This is a genomic window from Extibacter muris (assembly GCF_004345005.1).
Taxonomy (GTDB): domain Bacteria; phylum Bacillota; class Clostridia; order Lachnospirales; family Lachnospiraceae; genus Extibacter; species Extibacter muris.
On record NZ_SMMX01000002.1, the window covers coordinates 188,418 to 205,788 of the forward strand.

Here is a 17,371-nt window from a genome sequence, read left to right on the forward strand (position 1 = left end):
AATGAAAAGATGGCTGGATTAAAAGATTTTCCTAAATTTGGTGCCCTTGCAGGGCTGAAAATACTCGATAGCGGATCTAACATAGCTGGACCTCTGGGCGGAGGGCTCCTCGCTGAATGCGGTGCCACCGTCATCCACTTTGAAGGGCCGAAGAAACCTGACAATCAGCGTGGCTGGTATGGGTATCCTCAGAACCACAGGAATCAGCTTTCTATGGTAGCTGATATCAAATCCGAGGAAGGCCGCGACATATTCCTGAAGCTGATCCAATGGGCGGATATATGGGTAGAATCTTCCAAAGGCGGACAGTATGACAGGCTTGGACTTTCCGATGAAGAAATCTGGAAGGTGAATCCTAAGATTGCTATCGTGCATGTATCAGGATATGGACAGACAGGCGATCCAAGCTATGTCTCACGTGCTTCTTATGACGCGGTGGGGCAGGCGTTCAGCGGATACATGTCTCTGAACGGGACGACAGAGGCGCTGAAGATCAACCCGTACCTGAGCGACTTTGCGTGTGGCCTGACCACGTGCTGGGCGATGCTGGCATGCTATGTGAGCACGATCCTGACCGGAAAAGGAGAATCCGTAGATGTCGCCCAGTATGAGGCGCTTGCCCGCATAATGGACGGACGGGTGATGCAGTTTGCAACGGATGGCGTCAAAGTACCAAGGACCGGCAATAAAGACGGGCAGGCAGCGCTCTTCAGCTTCTATACGTGCAAGGACAAGAGGACGATATTCATCGGCATGACAGGAGCCGAAGTGTGTAAGCGGGGCTTTCCGATTATCGGGCTGCCGGTGCCAGGTTCAGGGGATCCGGATTTTCCGGAGGGATTCACGGGATGGCTGATCGATTCTCCGGTAGGACGCCGTATGGAAGCAGCGATGGAAGCCTATGTCGCAGAGCACACGATGGAAGAGGTCGAGGCCGTCATGCAGGAGAACCAGATTCCATGCCAGAGAGTGTATGAGCTGGAGGACTGCATCAGCGACCCGCACTGGAAGGCGCGCGAGACGATTACGGAATGGGATGACCCGATGCTCGGGCATGTGACCGGACTCGGGCTTATCAATAAGTTCAAGAACAATCCTTCAAAAATATGGAGAGGGGCTCCGCTGTTCGGCATGGATAACAGAGACATCCTGAGAGATCTGGGATATACGGATGAGGAGATTGACGGATTGTATGCAAAAGGCATCACGAACGAATTCGACAGGGACACAACGATAAAGCGCTACCGTCTGAAGGAAGTGATTCCTCATATGAAGGATGAATAGCACCGGTCCCCAGTGGTACTACATACTGGTCATATATGCTAAAGGAGAGAGATTATGAATACTGCAACCAAATCAAACTATAAGAAGGGTTTTGTTCCATATGCGGTAGCCGCACTTCTTGTCAGCCTTATCGGTGGATTTACAGCCGTTCTGGGCCCGGCATTTGTCGCGGATATCGGGATTGATTACAGTAATACGACATGGATTTCACTGGCACTGGCAATGTCCACCGCAGCCTGCGCGCCTATCCTGGGCAAGCTTGGCGACGTGCTCGGACGGCGCACGACGCTGCTGCTCGGCATCCTGATCTTCACGGCAGGAAATGCTCTGACCGCGGTTGCCACTTCGCTGGCCTTCATGCTGGCGGCCCGGTTTATCGTAGGTATCGGAACCGCCGCAATCTCGCCGGTAGTCATGGCATACATCGTCACAGAGTATCCGCCGGAGGAGACGGGAAAAGGTTTTGCGGTCTATATGCTCATATCAAGCGGCGCTGTCGTCATCGGACCAACGTGCGGCGGCCTCATCATGAATGCGGCTGGCTGGCGTGTGATGATGTGGGTATGCGTGACGCTCTGTGCAGCCGTATTTTTTATCTGCATGTTTATGATTAAGAAGACTGCGTTCCAGAAGAGGAAGCTCACAGACTTTGACCGTATCGGCTCTGTCCTCGTCCTCATATTCTTCAGTCTGCTTCTGTGCGTACCGTCCTTTGGACAGAATATCGGATGGGGCTCCGTTCAGTTCATCTCCGTTGCGGCTGTTGCAGCGGTATCTCTGCTCTGCCTTATCTTTGTGGAGAGGAAAGCGGGCAACCCTATATTCAATGGAACGTTCATGGCACGCAAGGCATTTATCCTGCCGGTGATCATACTTTTCCTGACCCAGGGCCTTATGCAGGCAAACATGACGAACGTCATCGTATTTGTACGCTATACGCAGCCGGATAATGTCATCATATCCAGCTTTGCAATCTCTATCATGTACATCGGCATGTCGCTCGGCTCCGTAATCATAGGACCGATGGCAGACAAGAAGGAGCCAAGGACCGTACTTACCTTCTCCCTGCTGCTGACAGGTATCGGCTGCGGCATCATGTATTTCTTTACAGAAGGTTCTTCGGTTGCCATCTTTGCGGCGGCGCTGGGTATTCTTGGTGTCGGACTGGGAGGCAATGCGACTATCTTTATGAAAGTGGCCCTGTCGGGGCTGTCGAACGAGGTGGCCGGCTCAGGCACAGGTACATATGGATTGTTCCGTGACATATCGGCGCCGTTCGGCGTAGCCGTATTCGTGCCGCTGTTCACGAACGGCGTGACAAGCCGCATGGCGGAAGCCGTGGCGGGAGGAGCGAGCGAGGGGGCTGCCACTTTGCTGGCGGCGGTATCATCGATCAAGACGCTGACCATCTTCGAGCTTGGCTGCGTAGCAGCCGGTATTGTCGCAGTTCGGATGCTGCCGAGAATACATCAGAAGAATTAAAGAAAAGAGGTAATTTTACATGGATATGAAAGATTCCAAACTATTTTCCCCGCTTAAGGTCGGTTCCCTGACGCTTAAGAACCGGGTAGGCATGGCTCCTATGAGCATGGATTATGAGGCGGAAGACGGTACGGTGCCGAAGAAGCTGGCGGACATATTTGTCCGCCGGGCGGAAGGCGGAACGGGTTATGTCGTCATAGACGCTGTTACGATAGACCGTAATTACCAGTACATCGGTAATACGACATGCCTTGATTCAGACAGCCTTGTGCCTCAGTTTAAGGAATTTGCAGACAGGGTAAGCGCTGCCGGCAGTACGCTCATTCCGCAGATTATCCATCCAGGTCCGGAATCCATCTGCGGGTTCCGGAAGATACCGCCGCTTGGGCCGTCTGTGAACACGAATGCCAACTGTCATGTGAGCCGTTCCATAAGCATTGAAGAGATACATACGGTCATACGGCAGTTCGGAGCGGCCGCACGGCGCGCGGAAGAAGCCGGATGCGGGGGCATCTCCCTGCACTGTGCACATGCATATATGCTTCCCGGGGCTTTCCTGTCTCCGCTTCGCAACAAACGTATGGATGAGTACGGCGGCTGTCTTGACAACCGGGCACGGTTCATCATCGAAGTGATAGAAGAAGTAAGAAGAAATGTCAGCCCGGATTTCCCGGTATTCTTAAGGATATCAGGAGATGAACGGGCAGAGGGAGGGAACTCCCTGGAGGATATGCTCTATCTGGCACCGAAGTTCGAGGAGGCTGGCGTGAACCTGCTGGAAGTGTCCGGAGGGACGCAGTATGAAGGGCTGGAATACATCATACCAAGCCAGAGCAAACGCATCGGCATGAACATCTATGAGGCGGCTGAGATCAAGAAAGTGGTCGGCATTCCCGTCTATGCGGTAGGGAAGATCAACGATATCAGGTACGCGGCAGATATCGTAGAGAGGGGAATCGTGGACGGCGTATCCATAGGACGGCCGCTGCTTGCGGATCCAGATCTGTGCAACAAGGCTTATGAAAACCGTTTTGATGATATCACCCCATGCGGAAGCTGCGGCGGGAGCTGTATCACCAGGTCGGCCCAGAGCCCGCAGTGCCGCTGCCATATCAATCCCCTCGTGGGGCGGGAGTACGATTTTCCGGCCGTACCGGCCCAGAAGCCGAAGAAGACGCTGATCATCGGGGCAGGCCCTGGAGGAATGTATGCGGCCGTAACCGCTGCGGAGAGGGGACATCAAGTCACTGTCTGGGAAGCTGACGATACAATCGGGGGCCAGCTTAACATGGCAGTCGTGTCACCCGGCAAGCAGGAGATGACCAAATGGCTCGTCCACCTGAATCACAGGGCTAAAAAGGCGGGTGTCGAGTTCGTGTTCGGCAAGGATGCTACGGCGGAAGATGTGAAGGGGTTTGCCCCGGATGCTGTCATCGTCGCAACCGGCGCCAGACCTCTCGTACCTCCGATCAAAGGGACGAAAGAATATCCGGTGCTCACGGCCCATGATTTCCTGCGCGGCAGATTCGTCATTCCGAAGGGGCGTGTCTGCGTCCTCGGTGGCGGCGCCGTGGCGTGCGAGACTGCCGAGACGATACTTGCGAATGCCCGGCCGACTGCTTTTACGAGGGGCTATGAAGCCAGCATCGGGGATGTAGAAGTGACGCTTGTCGAGATGCTGCCCCAGCTGCTGACCGGCGTATGCGAGCCGAATCGTGCGCCGATGCTGCGTAAGCTTAAAAAAGGCGGGGTACAGATCAATGTGAATACGAAGATCCTGGAAGTTACGGACCATGACGTGAAAGTCCAGCGCAGCGACGGAACGGAAGAATGGCTGAAAGGCTTCGACTATATCCTCTTCGGGCTTGGGTCGAGGAACTATGACCCGCTTTCCGGCAGCCTGAAAGAATTTGTCCCGGAAGTACACGTCATCGGCGATGCCGTGCGGGCGCGCCAGGCAAGCTATGCCATGTGGGAAGGATTTGAAGCTGCCTATGGTCTGTAGCGGGCGCTATGAACGGTCGGCTTTCGGGCCGCGGCACATGTTTCGGCTAAAAGGAGGCGGAGAAAATGGCGGTTAAGATCATGTCCAGAGAGCAGAAAGATGACGCTTTGATCATGGAAGTCATCAGGAATGCCCGGAAACAGGACTATACGCCGGATTTATTATGTGAGCTTCAGAAAGTGGTTGAGACGAAATACTACTACTGGTGGCTCATGGATATGAAAAAAGAGGAATGTGCAAGAGAGCTGTTTGCAAAGGACTTCTCCTATTATTATAATGGCTATCTCGTGACGGAAGACGGAGCGGAACAGGCAAGGACATCCAAGTGGACCAATTCGGCACTCGTGACGATGCACATGGGCCATCAGCCTATGGTATGGCTTATAGATCAGACCCATGCCCGCGGCATATTCCAGTATGAAGACCATCATGTATCCATAGAAGACGGCAGCGAGATAGAGACATGGATGGTATATTGCGATGATTTTAAGAAGTATGAGGATGGCAGCTGGCACATCAGCACGATGCGCATGTATCCGAAGCAGTCCGACGGCCGGTACCGGAATCCCTTCCCGCCGGACGGCTGGATACCTGAGGGATGGGAGTAAGGTCAAGGCCGTATCCCGTCCACTGTTATATATCTGATGCCAATGACACGCTTAAGACCCAATACCACAGTGTCTTCATAACGAAGAGAAGGAGTAAGCACGAGGATTTCCCCGACATCACCGGGAATCCGGCGGCTTACTCTTTTTCTGCCTATGAGGCGCTCCGCCGCTTTCCTGTCAGCAAACCTTGCTGTTATCTCAGGTACGCCCGTTCACGAATTTGGAGAATAGGCCTCCACAAGTATCGTCTCCAGCTTCTTCTTAATCATATAGTCGACGAGGGGTCTTTCATAGAGCACCTTCATATGAGATCTCCATTCTGCCATGTCAGCCATGCCACCTGCAAAGGCCGACGGTCTGGTTCACATATATTGTACCATGAATGCGGGAAGTGTGATAGAAAAACTGCGGCAAGGGTATAATATGAGCAGAAAAACGGCTGGGAATAGGACACGTTCGCAGCGATAGAAAGGGAAAATTATGAGATTTGATGCAGTTTATTATGAACCGGGCAGCTTGGATTATCCCCTTGGGAAGAAGCTCAAGGAGCAGTTTGGCAGCCTGCCATGGATTCCTATCGAGAGCCATAATGCCATCCAGGAGATGAGGGAAAAGCCGAATGCTGAGTTTGGCCGTATGAAGAGGAACCTCATCATCGGCATACGGAAAACGCACAAGTACGTGGAGAACCATAAAGTCTCAGATTATCTTGTTCCTTATACATCTTCCGGCTGCACGGCCATGTGCCTGTACTGCTATCTCGTGTGTAATTACAACAAATGCGCTTATCTGCGGCTTTTTGTTAACCGGGAGCAGATGCTGGACCGTCTCGTCAGACAGGGGGAGAAAAGCAGCAGCCCGCTGACATTTGAGATAGGGAGCAACAGCGACCTTGTCCTGGAGAATACGATTACCGGCAATCTGGAGTACACGATACCCAGATTCGTGCGCGAAGGAAGGGGAAAGCTTACTTTTCCGACAAAATTCGATATGGTGGAGCCGCTTCTTGATCTGGAGCACAGGGGAAAGATTATCTTCCGCATGAGCGTGAATCCACAGCCTCTGATTCAAAACTTTAAAATGTCCGATGGTCCGTCCGGCTGACTGCTTTATGTCTTTTCTATCAGCTTTTCAATTGCCTGGCGCATGGATTCTATCTCTTCAGGAGATACGTCATAAGAAGTAAAACGCGCCTCCTGCTCAATCCGAGCGGCTTCTGCGTCAAATTCTCTTCTGATTATATGTTCAAGGCCATCTTCTTCGCAGCTATCGATGTCGGTGAGCCTGTCGATTGCCAGCTGCGCCCTTTCTTCGATGTGTCCGATCAGCTTCCTGCTTATGTTCCTGACCTCTGATAATGTCCTGCATTCATCCAAAGCTTTCAAATCAATATATTCTTTCATAAAAATGATACCTCCAATGTCATCATATAATAAAAATGGTGTCGATGGATATGGTAAAATATGTAAAATCTTGTGCGTCAGCCATAGTTTTTAATATGATATGCTTAAAACTTCCTGATTGTGTTATGATATATAGAAAGATTTATCAAGGCATAGGAGGTGTCAGGATGCGGTATCGGCTGGACGGCAGCATAGTGCCGATGGGGGAGGATGATGATATCAGGGACGGCGAGGCGCTCGTTGATATCATAACATCTGAGCAGTACGAAGATGAATATAAAAAGAAATTCCAGAAGAAGATGCTTTTGAACATATACCATACCCATTACTGCAGGGCAGATCTGCTGAAGGACTGTGTCATCGGGACCTTCGTCATTCCACGCAAGGATGACCTGCTCGGGACATATACGACATTTGGATTCTATATGACGGTGGAAAAGCTGGTTCTTGTAGATGATTCCGGCATAATTGAAACGCTCGTCAGGCATATGGCAGAAGCGCTTAGCGTGGAAAAGACGTACACGGCACATTTTTTCTTTGAGCTCATGGAATATCTTGTCAAGGAAGACGTCATCTTCCTCCAGAATTACGAGAAGAAGCTGGCCGAACTGGAAGCTGCGCTGCTTGACGGGGCTATTACGGATTTTGACAAGAAGATGCTTACCATCAGGAAAGAACTGCTTGCACTGCAGTCATATTACCAGCAGCTTACGGATGTGAGCGAGACGCTGGAAGAAAATCAGAACCATATGTTTGAGGAGGATGACTGCACGATATTCGATCTGTATTCCAAGAGGGCGGACCGGCTGTTCGACAATACGAGACGGCTGCAGGAGTATTCGCTCCAGCTGCGCGAGATGTATGAGTCGCAGATAGATATCAGGCAGAACCAGATAATGAAGTTTTTAACCGTTGTCACAACCATATTTTTGCCGCTTACACTGATTGCAGGGTGGTACGGCATGAATTTTGTCGGCATGCCGGAGCTTACGAGTCCATATGGCTATCTTGTAGTTATCATTGTAAGTATTGCAATTATTATCGTGGAAATATGGTTATTTAAGATAAAGAAATGGTTCGATTAGAAGGAGTATACCAGCTGTCCCGAAAGAGAGGTCTTGCGGTTACGGTGGACGACGTACATTTTAATTCCCGTTCGGCGAGGATGCTTGCGGCAGCGGTTGAGCGGGCGCTCGGTAAGAGAAGACGCCCGCCCGGCAGCAAAGACTATGCCCGCTGTCTCCCGGAATCTGTTATTGTGCTGTTATATGTTTTCTGACTGTGAGAAGAACAATCAGGAGTCCTGCGGCAGAAATAGCAACAGTCAACAGAAAGATGTTGTTGACGCCGGTCTGCACAGAGTCCGGACTCATGCCGTAGATGACACTGTAAATGGCAGCGGAAAATAAGCTGGCCAGTGAGTTGACGAAGGTAACCAGAGCGGTACCGACGCCCAGATCCTCAGGTCTCAGCGTGGCCTGTGCGGCTGGTGTAACGGATACAGAACGGAAGCTTTCCGCAATTCCCGTCAATGAGATGGCTACAAAATAAGTCAAGACCGAGGTAGAAGCGCTTGTGAAGCCGAGAGGCACAAATGCAGCGGCAATGATGCCGGTTGCAAATGCCATTGCAAGCCACAGGTTATCTTTTTTCTTCCCGACCCAGACACCAACAATGGTCGGCAGGACCATTGTCAAGACGGAACGCGGGAACTGCAGAGAACCAGATATGGCGGCAGAAGCGCCAATGACCTTCTGAACTGCGAGCGGTGCGTAAGCATTCATGGCCGTCTGGTAGAAGTAGCATATAAATCCAACGATTAAAAGGGCTGTATACTGTTTGTTCTTAAACAGATACATTGGAACAATTGCTTCAGATGTTTTATTCTCTATTTTGACAAAGACGATAAGTGCGATGACTGTAAGAATCAGACCAAAGACAATTTTCATATCGCCCCAGCCGATACTCGGACCGTAATTCATAGAGAGGCAGAAAGCGCTTAATAAGACAGCCAGGCATATAATTCCTGGTATATCAATGGCGGTTTTTGCGTCTTTTTTCTTATTGGGAAGATTGACTGCAATCAATACGATACCGATGACAAGCGGAATAACCGGAATCATAATCGCAATGCCAAGCTGTCCGGCATCTGCCATAGCGCCGAGCAGGATGCTTCCGCCAAATCCGCCGACGGCAATAGCGCTGGCCAGGATTCCCATGGATTTCGGTACATGCTTCGGCTCGTTGATCTCACGCATCAGAATATACGGAGCTGCTGTAAAAGCACCCTGTGCAGCGCCCAGAATCAGGCGGAGCAGGATGAACGGGAGAACGGAGCGGATCAGGCCCATTCCGATGCCGCAGACTGCACAAACGGAGCCGGAAATGATGATGACATTCCGGCGGCCGAACAGGTCGCCGAGTTTACCGCCGATCGGTGTCATGACAGCAAGCCCAAGTGAAGCAAAAATGGTAAGCAGAGAATAATAGCCGGAAGCATTCATTTCATCCAGAATCGGTCCCTGGATAACGAAGAAACCAACGCCAAACATGGCGATAGAGAGCATCAGGCAGACGCTGCCGAGTATGACAGCGTTTTTCTTTCCCTTTGACAAAGGAATCAATACAGTGGAAACATTCTTTTCATTCGTCATTTGTATATCCCCCTCAGTGATTGATATTTCTCAGCCATTCAGATGAACAGTAAGCGTAACAAGCAGCGCCAAACGGCATTACTTCTTCATTAAACCGTACTTTCGGAGAGTGGCTGGTTCCAGGTTCCTCGCCCGGAAAACCTGCGGCCAGGAACATATAGGCGCTTGGAACCCGGGAAGAGATCTCCGCATAGTCATCGGAGCCTCCGCTTTTAATGTCAGGAACGGAATATTTATTTGGTGTTGAAAGCTGTGACATATATTCCAGAATCTCATTGGTGAATTCTGTGTCACAGTTTAGAGGCGGAACTTCAGACAGCATCTCGATCTCTGCCTCCCCGCGGAAGGTTTCGGCGGTGAGTTTCGCTACTTCCTGCATTCTGGATACGAGCAGGTCTCTCGTCTCACACGAAACGGTTCGGATGCTGCCTTCCAGAACTGCCGTATCCGGTATAATGTTAAATGCAGTGCCGCCTTCGAGACGGCCGACGGTAAGTATTGAAGATTCGGCGGGATCGCATTCTCTGGAAACGAGCTCCTGCAGTGCGGTATGAATATGTACGGCAATGTTGAGCGGATCCACTGAAAAATGCGGGTATGCGCCATGGGCGCCCCTTCCCCTGACCGTAATCCGGAATCCGTCGCAGGAGGCCATCATGGCAGAATCATTATTGTAGAAATATCCGCCCGGAGGACCTCCTGGCCCTACGTGATAGGACAGAGAAGCGTCAACCTTCGGATTCTCCAGAATACCGTCTGCGACCATTTCCTTAGCGCCTTCAAAAGTTTCTTCCGCAGTCTGGAACATGAGCTTGACCGTTCCCTCCAGTTCGTCTTCACATTCCTTCAACATTCTGGCAGCCGTCAGAAGCATGGCAGCATGCAGATCATGTCCGCACGTATGTGCTTTTGTTCCGGTCGGGCATGCGAAGTCAAGGCCGCTTTCCTCCGGCATCGGCAGGGCATCCATATCTGCCCGCAATAGGATTACTCTGCCGCCGTGCCCGATGGTTGCGGTGACTCCATGTCCGCAGATATGCGGCTCAATTCCATATTCAGAAAGTCTGTCCATGACATATTTCTGTGTTTTAGGCATATTGAGCCCTGTCTCAGCATTCGTGTGCAAATACCTGCGGTTTGCAATGGTTTCCGGCTGCAGTTCTTTAGCGCGTTCGAAAAAATCCATACTCATTCCTCCTTGAATATTAATGATTCAATGTTGTTATTCCATATATTAAAGAATATATAAAGTATATTTAAAGAATATATATGGAATAGTCCCTTTGAAAAATTGTATCAGTATTTAGTGAGAATGTCAATTAGGATATACAAGTAATTTGCAGCATATATGAAACTGAAAAAGCAACTTGAATTGTGCAGGGCAATCTTGTAGAATGAAGCAAAGAGAGGTAAGACATGCAGACTAAAATTGTTGTAATCACAAGTCAGTTTTTATATCATTTTGCGGAGGAGACATTGAACAGCATATCTCCTGACTGCATCATAGAGGTTGTTGCCTATACGGATTTCGGCCATATTTCCAGACTGTACGAAGAGAAAGAAGAAGAGGCGGACGGTTTTATGGTCAGCGGCAGTACGGCACAGGCGGCAATTGAAAAGGCCATCCCGAATCATAAGAAACCCATTATTGCGTTCCAGGCAGATGAAGCGAATCTTTATCGCATTCTTCTGGAACGGTTTGTAGAAAAGAGAGATCTGGATACCCGGAGGGTGATTTTAGATTTCCTGCTGCCGATCCATGAGAGTGCGACTGTGGAATATTTCCTTCATGACATAGAACTGCCGATGATCGGAACAGAGATTGACGAGTGGCTGGAGCAGATTTCTATCGATGATATCAGGGCTGTGGAGGCGCAGATGGCTCAGAAAGCAGTTCAGTTGTGGAAAGAGAATCAGATTGACCTGGTGATCTGCCAGTACAGTTCTCTTATTCCGGTTCTGGAGAAGCACGGCATCCCATATTGTTATCCTTATCCTGCAAAAGAGAACATCCAGTATCTGATCGAGAATCTGATGGCGCGGATAGAAATCAATCGTCTGCGCGAGAACCTTCCGGCCGTTATCGCTGTGGCGGATACAACTGCTGAAAAGACGGAACAGACCGGAAAGGCGCTGAAGGAAGCGCTGCTTGAGTTAAAAGGGGATATGGCGTTAGACATTATTCTTCAGGAGGAGAAAGACAGCTACCATATGTTCACTAGCCTGAAGGTGGTCAACTTTCTGACAGAGGAGCTTCGTATCTGTCATCTGAGTATGGATTTGAAGGAAAAATATGGCGTTGACGCCGCGGTTGGCTATGGTATCGGGAACAATATTTCCGATGCCAGGGGGAATGCCAGAGAAGCTTTAAAAGAAGCGCTTGTTGTCAGAGGTAGCTTTGTCGTAGATGAGACGCACAGTCTGATCGGACCTCTGAACACAGAACAGTACATGGAAGTGCAGAAGCATATCTCTGAGGATATCTGCAGAGTTGCGGAACGGTGTAAACTGTCTACGCTTACGATTCAGAAGATGATTTCCATTATTAAAATGACCGGGACAAATAAAATGACAACCCAGGATCTGGCAGAGCGCCTGGGAGTCACTGTGCGGAATGCAAACCGGATTCTGAATAATCTGGAGAAGGGCGGCGCGGCTGTAATCGTCTATACCCAGTCCGTGACTTCAAAAGGGCGGCCTGTGAAAGTCTATGAGCTGAATTTTAAAGGCGGAGGTGAGTAATATAAGTAAGGAAGGTATGTGCGTATTGCGTGCCGTAAAAGTTTCCGATTTGGAAACTTTTTTTCTTTTTGTTGCGTCTTAATCCGTTGATTGTGCGGATAATAATACTATAATGGGTTTATAGGAAGGAGGTAAGTTAAATGGCTGCCATGAATATAGGCAAAAATATTATGAAATGCAGGCGGGAGTCGGGAATCACCCAGGAACAGCTTGCAGAGTAAATGGGAGTATCCAAATCATCGGTGTCAAAGTGGGAGACCGGAGTTTCCCAAACAAAAGGATATTAAGAAATAACCTGTGTTTACCTGCTTGCATGATTGTAAAATTCATGATGTATATTGAGAAAAGAATGGTAAATGTAGTACAGAAATGTTATAATAGATTGGAATTTAAAGTTACACATGGTATAGATTGTTGTTTAAATTTGTGTTAATATAATCCTTTGAAATTTATTCAGAAAGGTAGGCGTTTTATATGAATCCAGTTTTGAAATACCGTGGTGGTAAATCAAGAGAAATCCCTCGTTTTCTTCAATATATTCCAGATGATTTTAACCGATATATAGAGCCGTTTTTTGGTGGGGGTGCAGTTTATTTTTATCTCGAGCCAGATAATGCAATTATTAACGATTTGAACACTCGTTTAATGACCTTCTATCAAGAACTTAGGGACAATTATCCAGAAATGAGAAAACAACTTGATGAATTGCAATCATTATATGAAAAAAATCAAACAGAATACAAGCGTTTAAAAACACTTTCGCCTGATGAGAGGGTTCCTAATGCCAATGAAGAATTATATTATAAAATAAGAGAATTATTTAATTATCCCGACGGAGAGTTTTTAGATGGAGTTTTGTATTTTTTTATAAATAAAACGGCTTATTCAGGTATGATTCGTTATAACAATAGTGGAGAATATAACGTTCCTTTTGGACGTTATCCTAATTTGAATACACGTTTAATTACAGAACAGCATAGCGAATTACTCCAAAGGACTGAATTATATAATTTAGACTATAAGAAGATTTTTGATATGGCACAAGAGGACGACTTTATTTTTCTTGATCCGCCATATGATTGTGTTTTTAACGATTATGGAAATATAGACATGATGAATGGTTTTGATGAAGAACAACATAGAAGGCTGGCTGAAGAATTTAAAAAATTGCCTTGTAGGGCATTGATGATTATCGGTAAGACACCTTTAACAGAAGAACTTTATAAAGACTATATTTTTGATGAATATTACAAAAATTATTCAGTAAATATAAAGAATCGTTTTAACAATGATAAAATGCATATAGTTGTTAAGAATTATTAGAGGTATATTATCATGGCTACAATTAAAAACAGATTATTATTTTTTACTACTTCACCAAGAACACCATCAAAAATGATACCAGAAATCAAATTATTGAATGATAGTTTTGAAGATGAGATATGGAATGTAAGTACACAAAGAAAGTTTATGGATAAACTTTCAAAAAGTGATTTTTTTGAGGGAAAAGGTTCAAGTTCAAATAAGGATTTTAGTGCACGTGATAGAATTACACGTGCTCCAAAATCGTTAGGTTTTGTTGATTTAAAGCCAGTCATTAAATTGACAGAAGCAGGAAACGCTTTAGTATATGGGAATAGACCGAAAGAAATTTTTTTGAGACAACTTTTAAAATTTCAATTACCTTCACCTTACCATGTAGAGCATAAAAGTATACAAGATACATTTTATATTAAACCATATCTAGAAATTTTACGACTTATTAGAGAGTTAGAATATATATCATTTGATGAATTTAAAATATTTGCTGTCCAAATGACAGACTATAGAAAGCTTGATAAAATTAAGAATAAAATTCTTCAATTTCGAGATGATAAGAAGAATAATATAGGAAGATACAAACAGTTTGTTGGAATAACATGGGAAAATGCTATTTTAGAAATTTATGAAGATAGAATTGTTAAGGGACAGACAAAGACAAGAGAGACTCAAGACGCAAGTTTACAAAAATTCATCAAAACCCAAAAAGGAAATATGAGAGATTATGCAGACGCATGTTTTCGTTACTTGAGATATACTGAGTTAGTTGCAATTTCTCAAAAAAATCGTTCGATTTCTATTTTTAAAGATAAACTCATTGAAGTGGATTACATTTTAAAAAATATAGAAAGAAATCCCGTTTTTGTTAATGATTTAAAGAGATATAAAGAATATTTATTTTCTTCATCAAATCCAGTATTATATACTGACAATAAAGACAACCTTATAGATATTTTAATGAGAATTGGTTCATTCACAAAAAGAGAGTTAATTGACAAAGAAATTGAAGAATTAAAAGACTTGAGAGATGTGATAGTAAAACAACATAAAGAAAATGTAATACATAATCAAGTTACAGAACTAAAATCGTATGCTTTATATTCGGAAATTATAGATACGTTTAACGAGATAGTTTCGGATGAATACTATGATGCTCCGTTAATGTTGGAATATAATACTTGGAGAGCAATGACAATGCTTAATGGAGGAAATATTAAAGGTAATTTTAATTTTGATGATTTAGGGCAACCACTTTCTACTGCTGGAGGCAATATGCCAGATATCGAATGCGATTATGAAGATTTTTCATTATCTGTAGAGGTTACTATGCAATCTGGACAACGTCAGTATGAAGCAGAAGGAGAGTCGGTGGCTCGACATTATGGACAATTAAAAAAACGCTCTGGAAAAGAAACATATTGTTTATTTATTGCTCCAACCATAAATCCAGCGACATTAGCACATTTTTATGGATTAAATCATCTTCGAATTGCTTTATATGGTGGAAAATCACAGATTATACCTTTAGAATTAGATTGGTTTATGAAACTTGTTGAAAATTCTTATAACTATAAAACACGACCAGTTCCCAATGATATACGTTCTTTTTTAGATGAGGTTTTGAAAGAATGTGAAACTGCAACTGATGAAAGTAATTGGTATCAATGTATTCAACAATGTGTTGATAAGTGGCTGGTTGCTTAACTTAATATTATAAAATCATGGCATTTATTAGAGTGATTCAGACGTGGTGGCGGTCGCAGACATCAAGCCATGACAGCGAAGCTGTCAAACGTCTGGTTCACTTTGGTTGTGAGCGAGCCTGTGGCGAGCGATTATAAAGCCCCCGTTATCTAACAAGGGGGGCACAAAAAACAAGAGGCTACTGAATGAACCGAAGCTTCTCATATGCGACGAGCCGACATCGGCGCTGGATCCCATGGGACGTAAAGAGATACTTGACATACTGGAACAGGTAAAGGAGAAGACGACTGTCATCTTTTCCACTCATATTCTGTCCGATGTAGAGCGTATCTGCGACTCTGTTGCCATACTTCACAACGGAACTATCATTCAGGACGGGAAACTGGAGGAGCTGAAGACGCGGCACATGGTAGATGCACTGTTTCTGGAACTCCGCCGCCCGGAGGATATGCAGGGGTTGCTCGGGGAGCTTAAGGGGCTGCAGGTAACACAGCAGGATAACGTGTCGCTTGTCATTCATGCGCAGAACATCGATGAAGTACAGCACCGGCTGATGAGGAGCCTGGCCAGGAGCCGTACAGCGGTGGAAAAGCTGGAGATTCAGGAGCCGTCGCTGGAAAATCTATTTATGGAGGCAGTTAAATGAGAGGATTTATGGCATTTACAAAAAAGGAATTTACGGAGTATATACGGTCCTACAAACTGCTCATCATTCTTATGGTATTCCTCATGCTCGGCTTTGTGAATCCCGTCTCCGCGAAATATCTTCCGAAGCTGGTGGAAAATTTCATGCCTGCAGGGATGAAGATGGAGATTCCGGAGCCGGTAATTGCGGATGCATGGGTGCAGTTTTTTAAGAACGTACCTCAGATTGGACTCGTCGTCATGGTAATCATCACAAGCGGAACAGTATCACAGGAACAAAGCAGAGGGACGCTCCTGCCTGTGCTGACGAAAGGACTTAAGAGAAAGACTGTCTGGCTGTCCAAATTCACAGGCGCGGCCGTGCTCTGGAGCGCGGGCTATTACCTCGCGTTTGCGGTTACGGGAGGCCTGCTGCTTGCCGGAATGCTGATGTCGATGCTGCACAGCATAAGCAGGTACAGCCCGGTCAGGCTGGCATCGGAGAACATGTCCCTCATCGACGGAACGCTCAAGGCCTTGGATTTTCTGCCGGCGGCAGCAGTGGCCGCGGCGCTGACGGTAGCAGCGGTACTGGCGGGAATTGTACTGTTTGACAAGAAACAACTGTAAAAAAGAACAGGTTCTGTGATATAATAGGCTGACGGCTCTGCTGTCAGCCTATTATAAGCTTAAAAGGAAGAAAAAGACGATGTTTGGATATGTTACGATTTATGAGCCTGAGCTGAAGGTCAGGGATTTCAGGAAGTATAAGTCCTATTACTGCGGACTCTGCCATACGCTCAAAGAGCGTTACGGCTTTCTCGGACAGATGACGCTTACATATGATATGACATTTGCGGTAGTGCTGCTGACCTCGCTATACGAGGCGGAGACAGAGCACATGACGTGCCCGTGCAAGGTACATCCGGTAAAGAAGCAGGATATGCTGGTGAATGAATATACGGCGTATGCGGCGGACATGAATATGATACTTGCTTATTTCCATATGAAGGATGACTGGATAGATGAGAAGAAGATCAGCGGATTTGCCGGAACCTATGCGCTTCACCGCAAGGTCAGGCAGATCATAAAGAAGTATCCGAGGCAGAGCAGGGCAATCTGCCGTTCCCTGAAAGAGCTGTCGGCGTGTGAGAAAGAGGGCGTCACGGATATCGATATACCGGCAGGGTGCTTTGGCAGGCTCATGTCGGAGCTTCTTGTGTACAGGAAGGACCACTGGGAAGACCGGCTCAGGACCCTGGGGTTCTTTCTCGGCAAATTCATCTACATCATGGACGCATACGAAGACCTGGACAAAGACAGGCGGGAAGGATGCTATAATCCGCTGAAAGGAGCCGCAGGGCACGAAGATTATGAAGAGAGATGCCTTCAGATGCTCCAGATGATGATTGCGGAGTGCTGTGCCGGATTTGAGCAGCTGCCGTGCCTATTAGATATAGACATTTTGCGCAATATATTATATGATGGAGTTTGGAACCGTTATAAAAAGGTTCAGCAACAAAAGAAGGAAGCGAAGGAATAAAG

15 protein-coding genes and 1 pseudogene are annotated in these 17,371 nt (G+C 46.8%); 13 read left to right on the forward strand and 3 right to left on the reverse strand.

Annotated features, from left to right (window positions below; translation table 11 throughout):
- The first annotated feature begins 9 nt into the window (after nucleotides 1-9).
- From baiF to E1963_RS02760, 5 genes and pseudogenes are all read left to right on the forward strand, one after another.
- Nucleotides 10-1,284 carry a bile acid CoA-transferase BaiF gene (gene baiF, locus E1963_RS02740; protein WP_132274968.1) on the forward strand — a complete coding sequence of 425 codons (1,275 nt, stop codon included), beginning with the start codon at nucleotides 10-12 and terminating at the stop codon, nucleotides 1,282-1,284.
- Between the two features lie 54 nt (nucleotides 1,285-1,338).
- Entirely contained in the window at nucleotides 1,339-2,766 is a 1,428-nt protein-coding gene (locus E1963_RS02745) for an MFS transporter (RefSeq protein ID WP_132274971.1), read from the forward strand.
- 19 nt (nucleotides 2,767-2,785) lie between these two features.
- Nucleotides 2,786-4,771 carry an NAD(P)/FAD-dependent oxidoreductase gene (locus E1963_RS02750; protein WP_132274974.1) on the forward strand — a complete coding sequence of 662 codons (1,986 nt, stop codon included), beginning with the start codon at nucleotides 2,786-2,788 and terminating at the stop codon, nucleotides 4,769-4,771.
- A 65-nt stretch (nucleotides 4,772-4,836) separates the two neighbouring features.
- Nucleotides 4,837-5,379: a nuclear transport factor 2 family protein gene (locus E1963_RS02755; protein WP_132274977.1), complete on the forward strand. Its 543-nt coding sequence runs from the start codon at nucleotides 4,837-4,839 to the stop codon at nucleotides 5,377-5,379.
- Between the two features lie 480 nt (nucleotides 5,380-5,859).
- Nucleotides 5,860-6,462: pseudogene (locus E1963_RS02760) on the forward strand (spore photoproduct lyase family protein); the annotation flags it as partial.
- A gap of 26 nt (nucleotides 6,463-6,488) precedes the next feature.
- Here the strand turns inward: E1963_RS02760 and E1963_RS02765 are convergent.
- Nucleotides 6,489-6,782 carry a hypothetical protein gene (locus tag E1963_RS02765; RefSeq protein WP_132274980.1) on the reverse strand — a complete coding sequence of 98 codons (294 nt, stop codon included), beginning with the start codon at nucleotides 6,780-6,782 and terminating at the stop codon, nucleotides 6,489-6,491.
- Between the two features lie 167 nt (nucleotides 6,783-6,949).
- Here E1963_RS02765 and E1963_RS02770 point away from each other — a divergent pair, with 167 nt between their 5' ends.
- Complete coding sequence (locus E1963_RS02770; RefSeq protein WP_167482092.1) at nucleotides 6,950-7,867, forward strand: magnesium transporter CorA family protein; 918 nt, start codon at nucleotides 6,950-6,952, stop codon at nucleotides 7,865-7,867.
- Complete coding sequence (locus tag E1963_RS02775; RefSeq protein WP_132274985.1) at nucleotides 7,855-8,061, forward strand: hypothetical protein; 207 nt, start codon at nucleotides 7,855-7,857, stop codon at nucleotides 8,059-8,061. The genes E1963_RS02770 and E1963_RS02775 overlap by 13 nt, the downstream gene beginning before the upstream one ends.
- On the opposite strand, the gene E1963_RS02780 is transcribed toward E1963_RS02775, so the two are convergent.
- The gene (locus E1963_RS02780) at nucleotides 8,036-9,436 is read right to left on the reverse strand and encodes an MFS transporter (protein ID WP_132274988.1); all 1,401 of its coding nucleotides are present in this window, start codon (nucleotides 9,434-9,436) and stop codon (nucleotides 8,036-8,038) included. The two genes, E1963_RS02775 and E1963_RS02780, sit on opposite strands and share 26 nt — an antisense overlap.
- Nucleotides 9,437-9,449: 13 nt before the next feature.
- Nucleotides 9,450-10,622 (reverse strand): M20 family metallopeptidase, encoded by a 1,173-nt coding sequence (locus E1963_RS02785; RefSeq protein WP_132274991.1) that lies wholly within the window; start codon nucleotides 10,620-10,622, stop codon nucleotides 9,450-9,452.
- Between the two features lie 230 nt (nucleotides 10,623-10,852).
- On the opposite strand from E1963_RS02785, the gene E1963_RS02790 reads away from it, so the two are divergent.
- From E1963_RS02790 to E1963_RS02820, 6 genes are all read left to right on the forward strand, one after another.
- Nucleotides 10,853-12,178, forward strand: a complete 1,326-nt coding sequence (locus E1963_RS02790) for a helix-turn-helix domain-containing protein (protein ID WP_132274993.1) — start codon at nucleotides 10,853-10,855, stop codon at nucleotides 12,176-12,178.
- Between the two features lie 474 nt (nucleotides 12,179-12,652).
- Nucleotides 12,653-13,501 carry a DNA adenine methylase gene (locus E1963_RS02800; protein WP_132274996.1) on the forward strand — a complete coding sequence of 283 codons (849 nt, stop codon included), beginning with the start codon at nucleotides 12,653-12,655 and terminating at the stop codon, nucleotides 13,499-13,501.
- Between the two features lie 12 nt (nucleotides 13,502-13,513).
- The gene (locus tag E1963_RS02805; protein ID WP_132274998.1) at nucleotides 13,514-15,202 is read left to right on the forward strand and encodes an AlwI family type II restriction endonuclease; all 1,689 of its coding nucleotides are present in this window, start codon (nucleotides 13,514-13,516) and stop codon (nucleotides 15,200-15,202) included.
- 235 nt (nucleotides 15,203-15,437) lie between these two features.
- Entirely contained in the window at nucleotides 15,438-15,848 is a 411-nt protein-coding gene (locus E1963_RS02810) for an ATP-binding protein DrrA1-3 family domain-containing protein (protein ID WP_243117536.1), read from the forward strand.
- Nucleotides 15,845-16,456, forward strand: coding sequence for an ABC transporter permease (locus E1963_RS02815; RefSeq protein WP_132275001.1), 612 nt, complete (start codon nucleotides 15,845-15,847; stop codon nucleotides 16,454-16,456). The genes E1963_RS02810 and E1963_RS02815 overlap by 4 nt, the downstream gene beginning before the upstream one ends.
- 79 nt (nucleotides 16,457-16,535) lie before the next feature.
- Nucleotides 16,536-17,369 carry a DUF5685 family protein gene (locus E1963_RS02820; protein WP_132275004.1) on the forward strand — a complete coding sequence of 278 codons (834 nt, stop codon included), beginning with the start codon at nucleotides 16,536-16,538 and terminating at the stop codon, nucleotides 17,367-17,369.
- The last annotated feature ends 2 nt before the right edge of the window (nucleotides 17,370-17,371 follow it).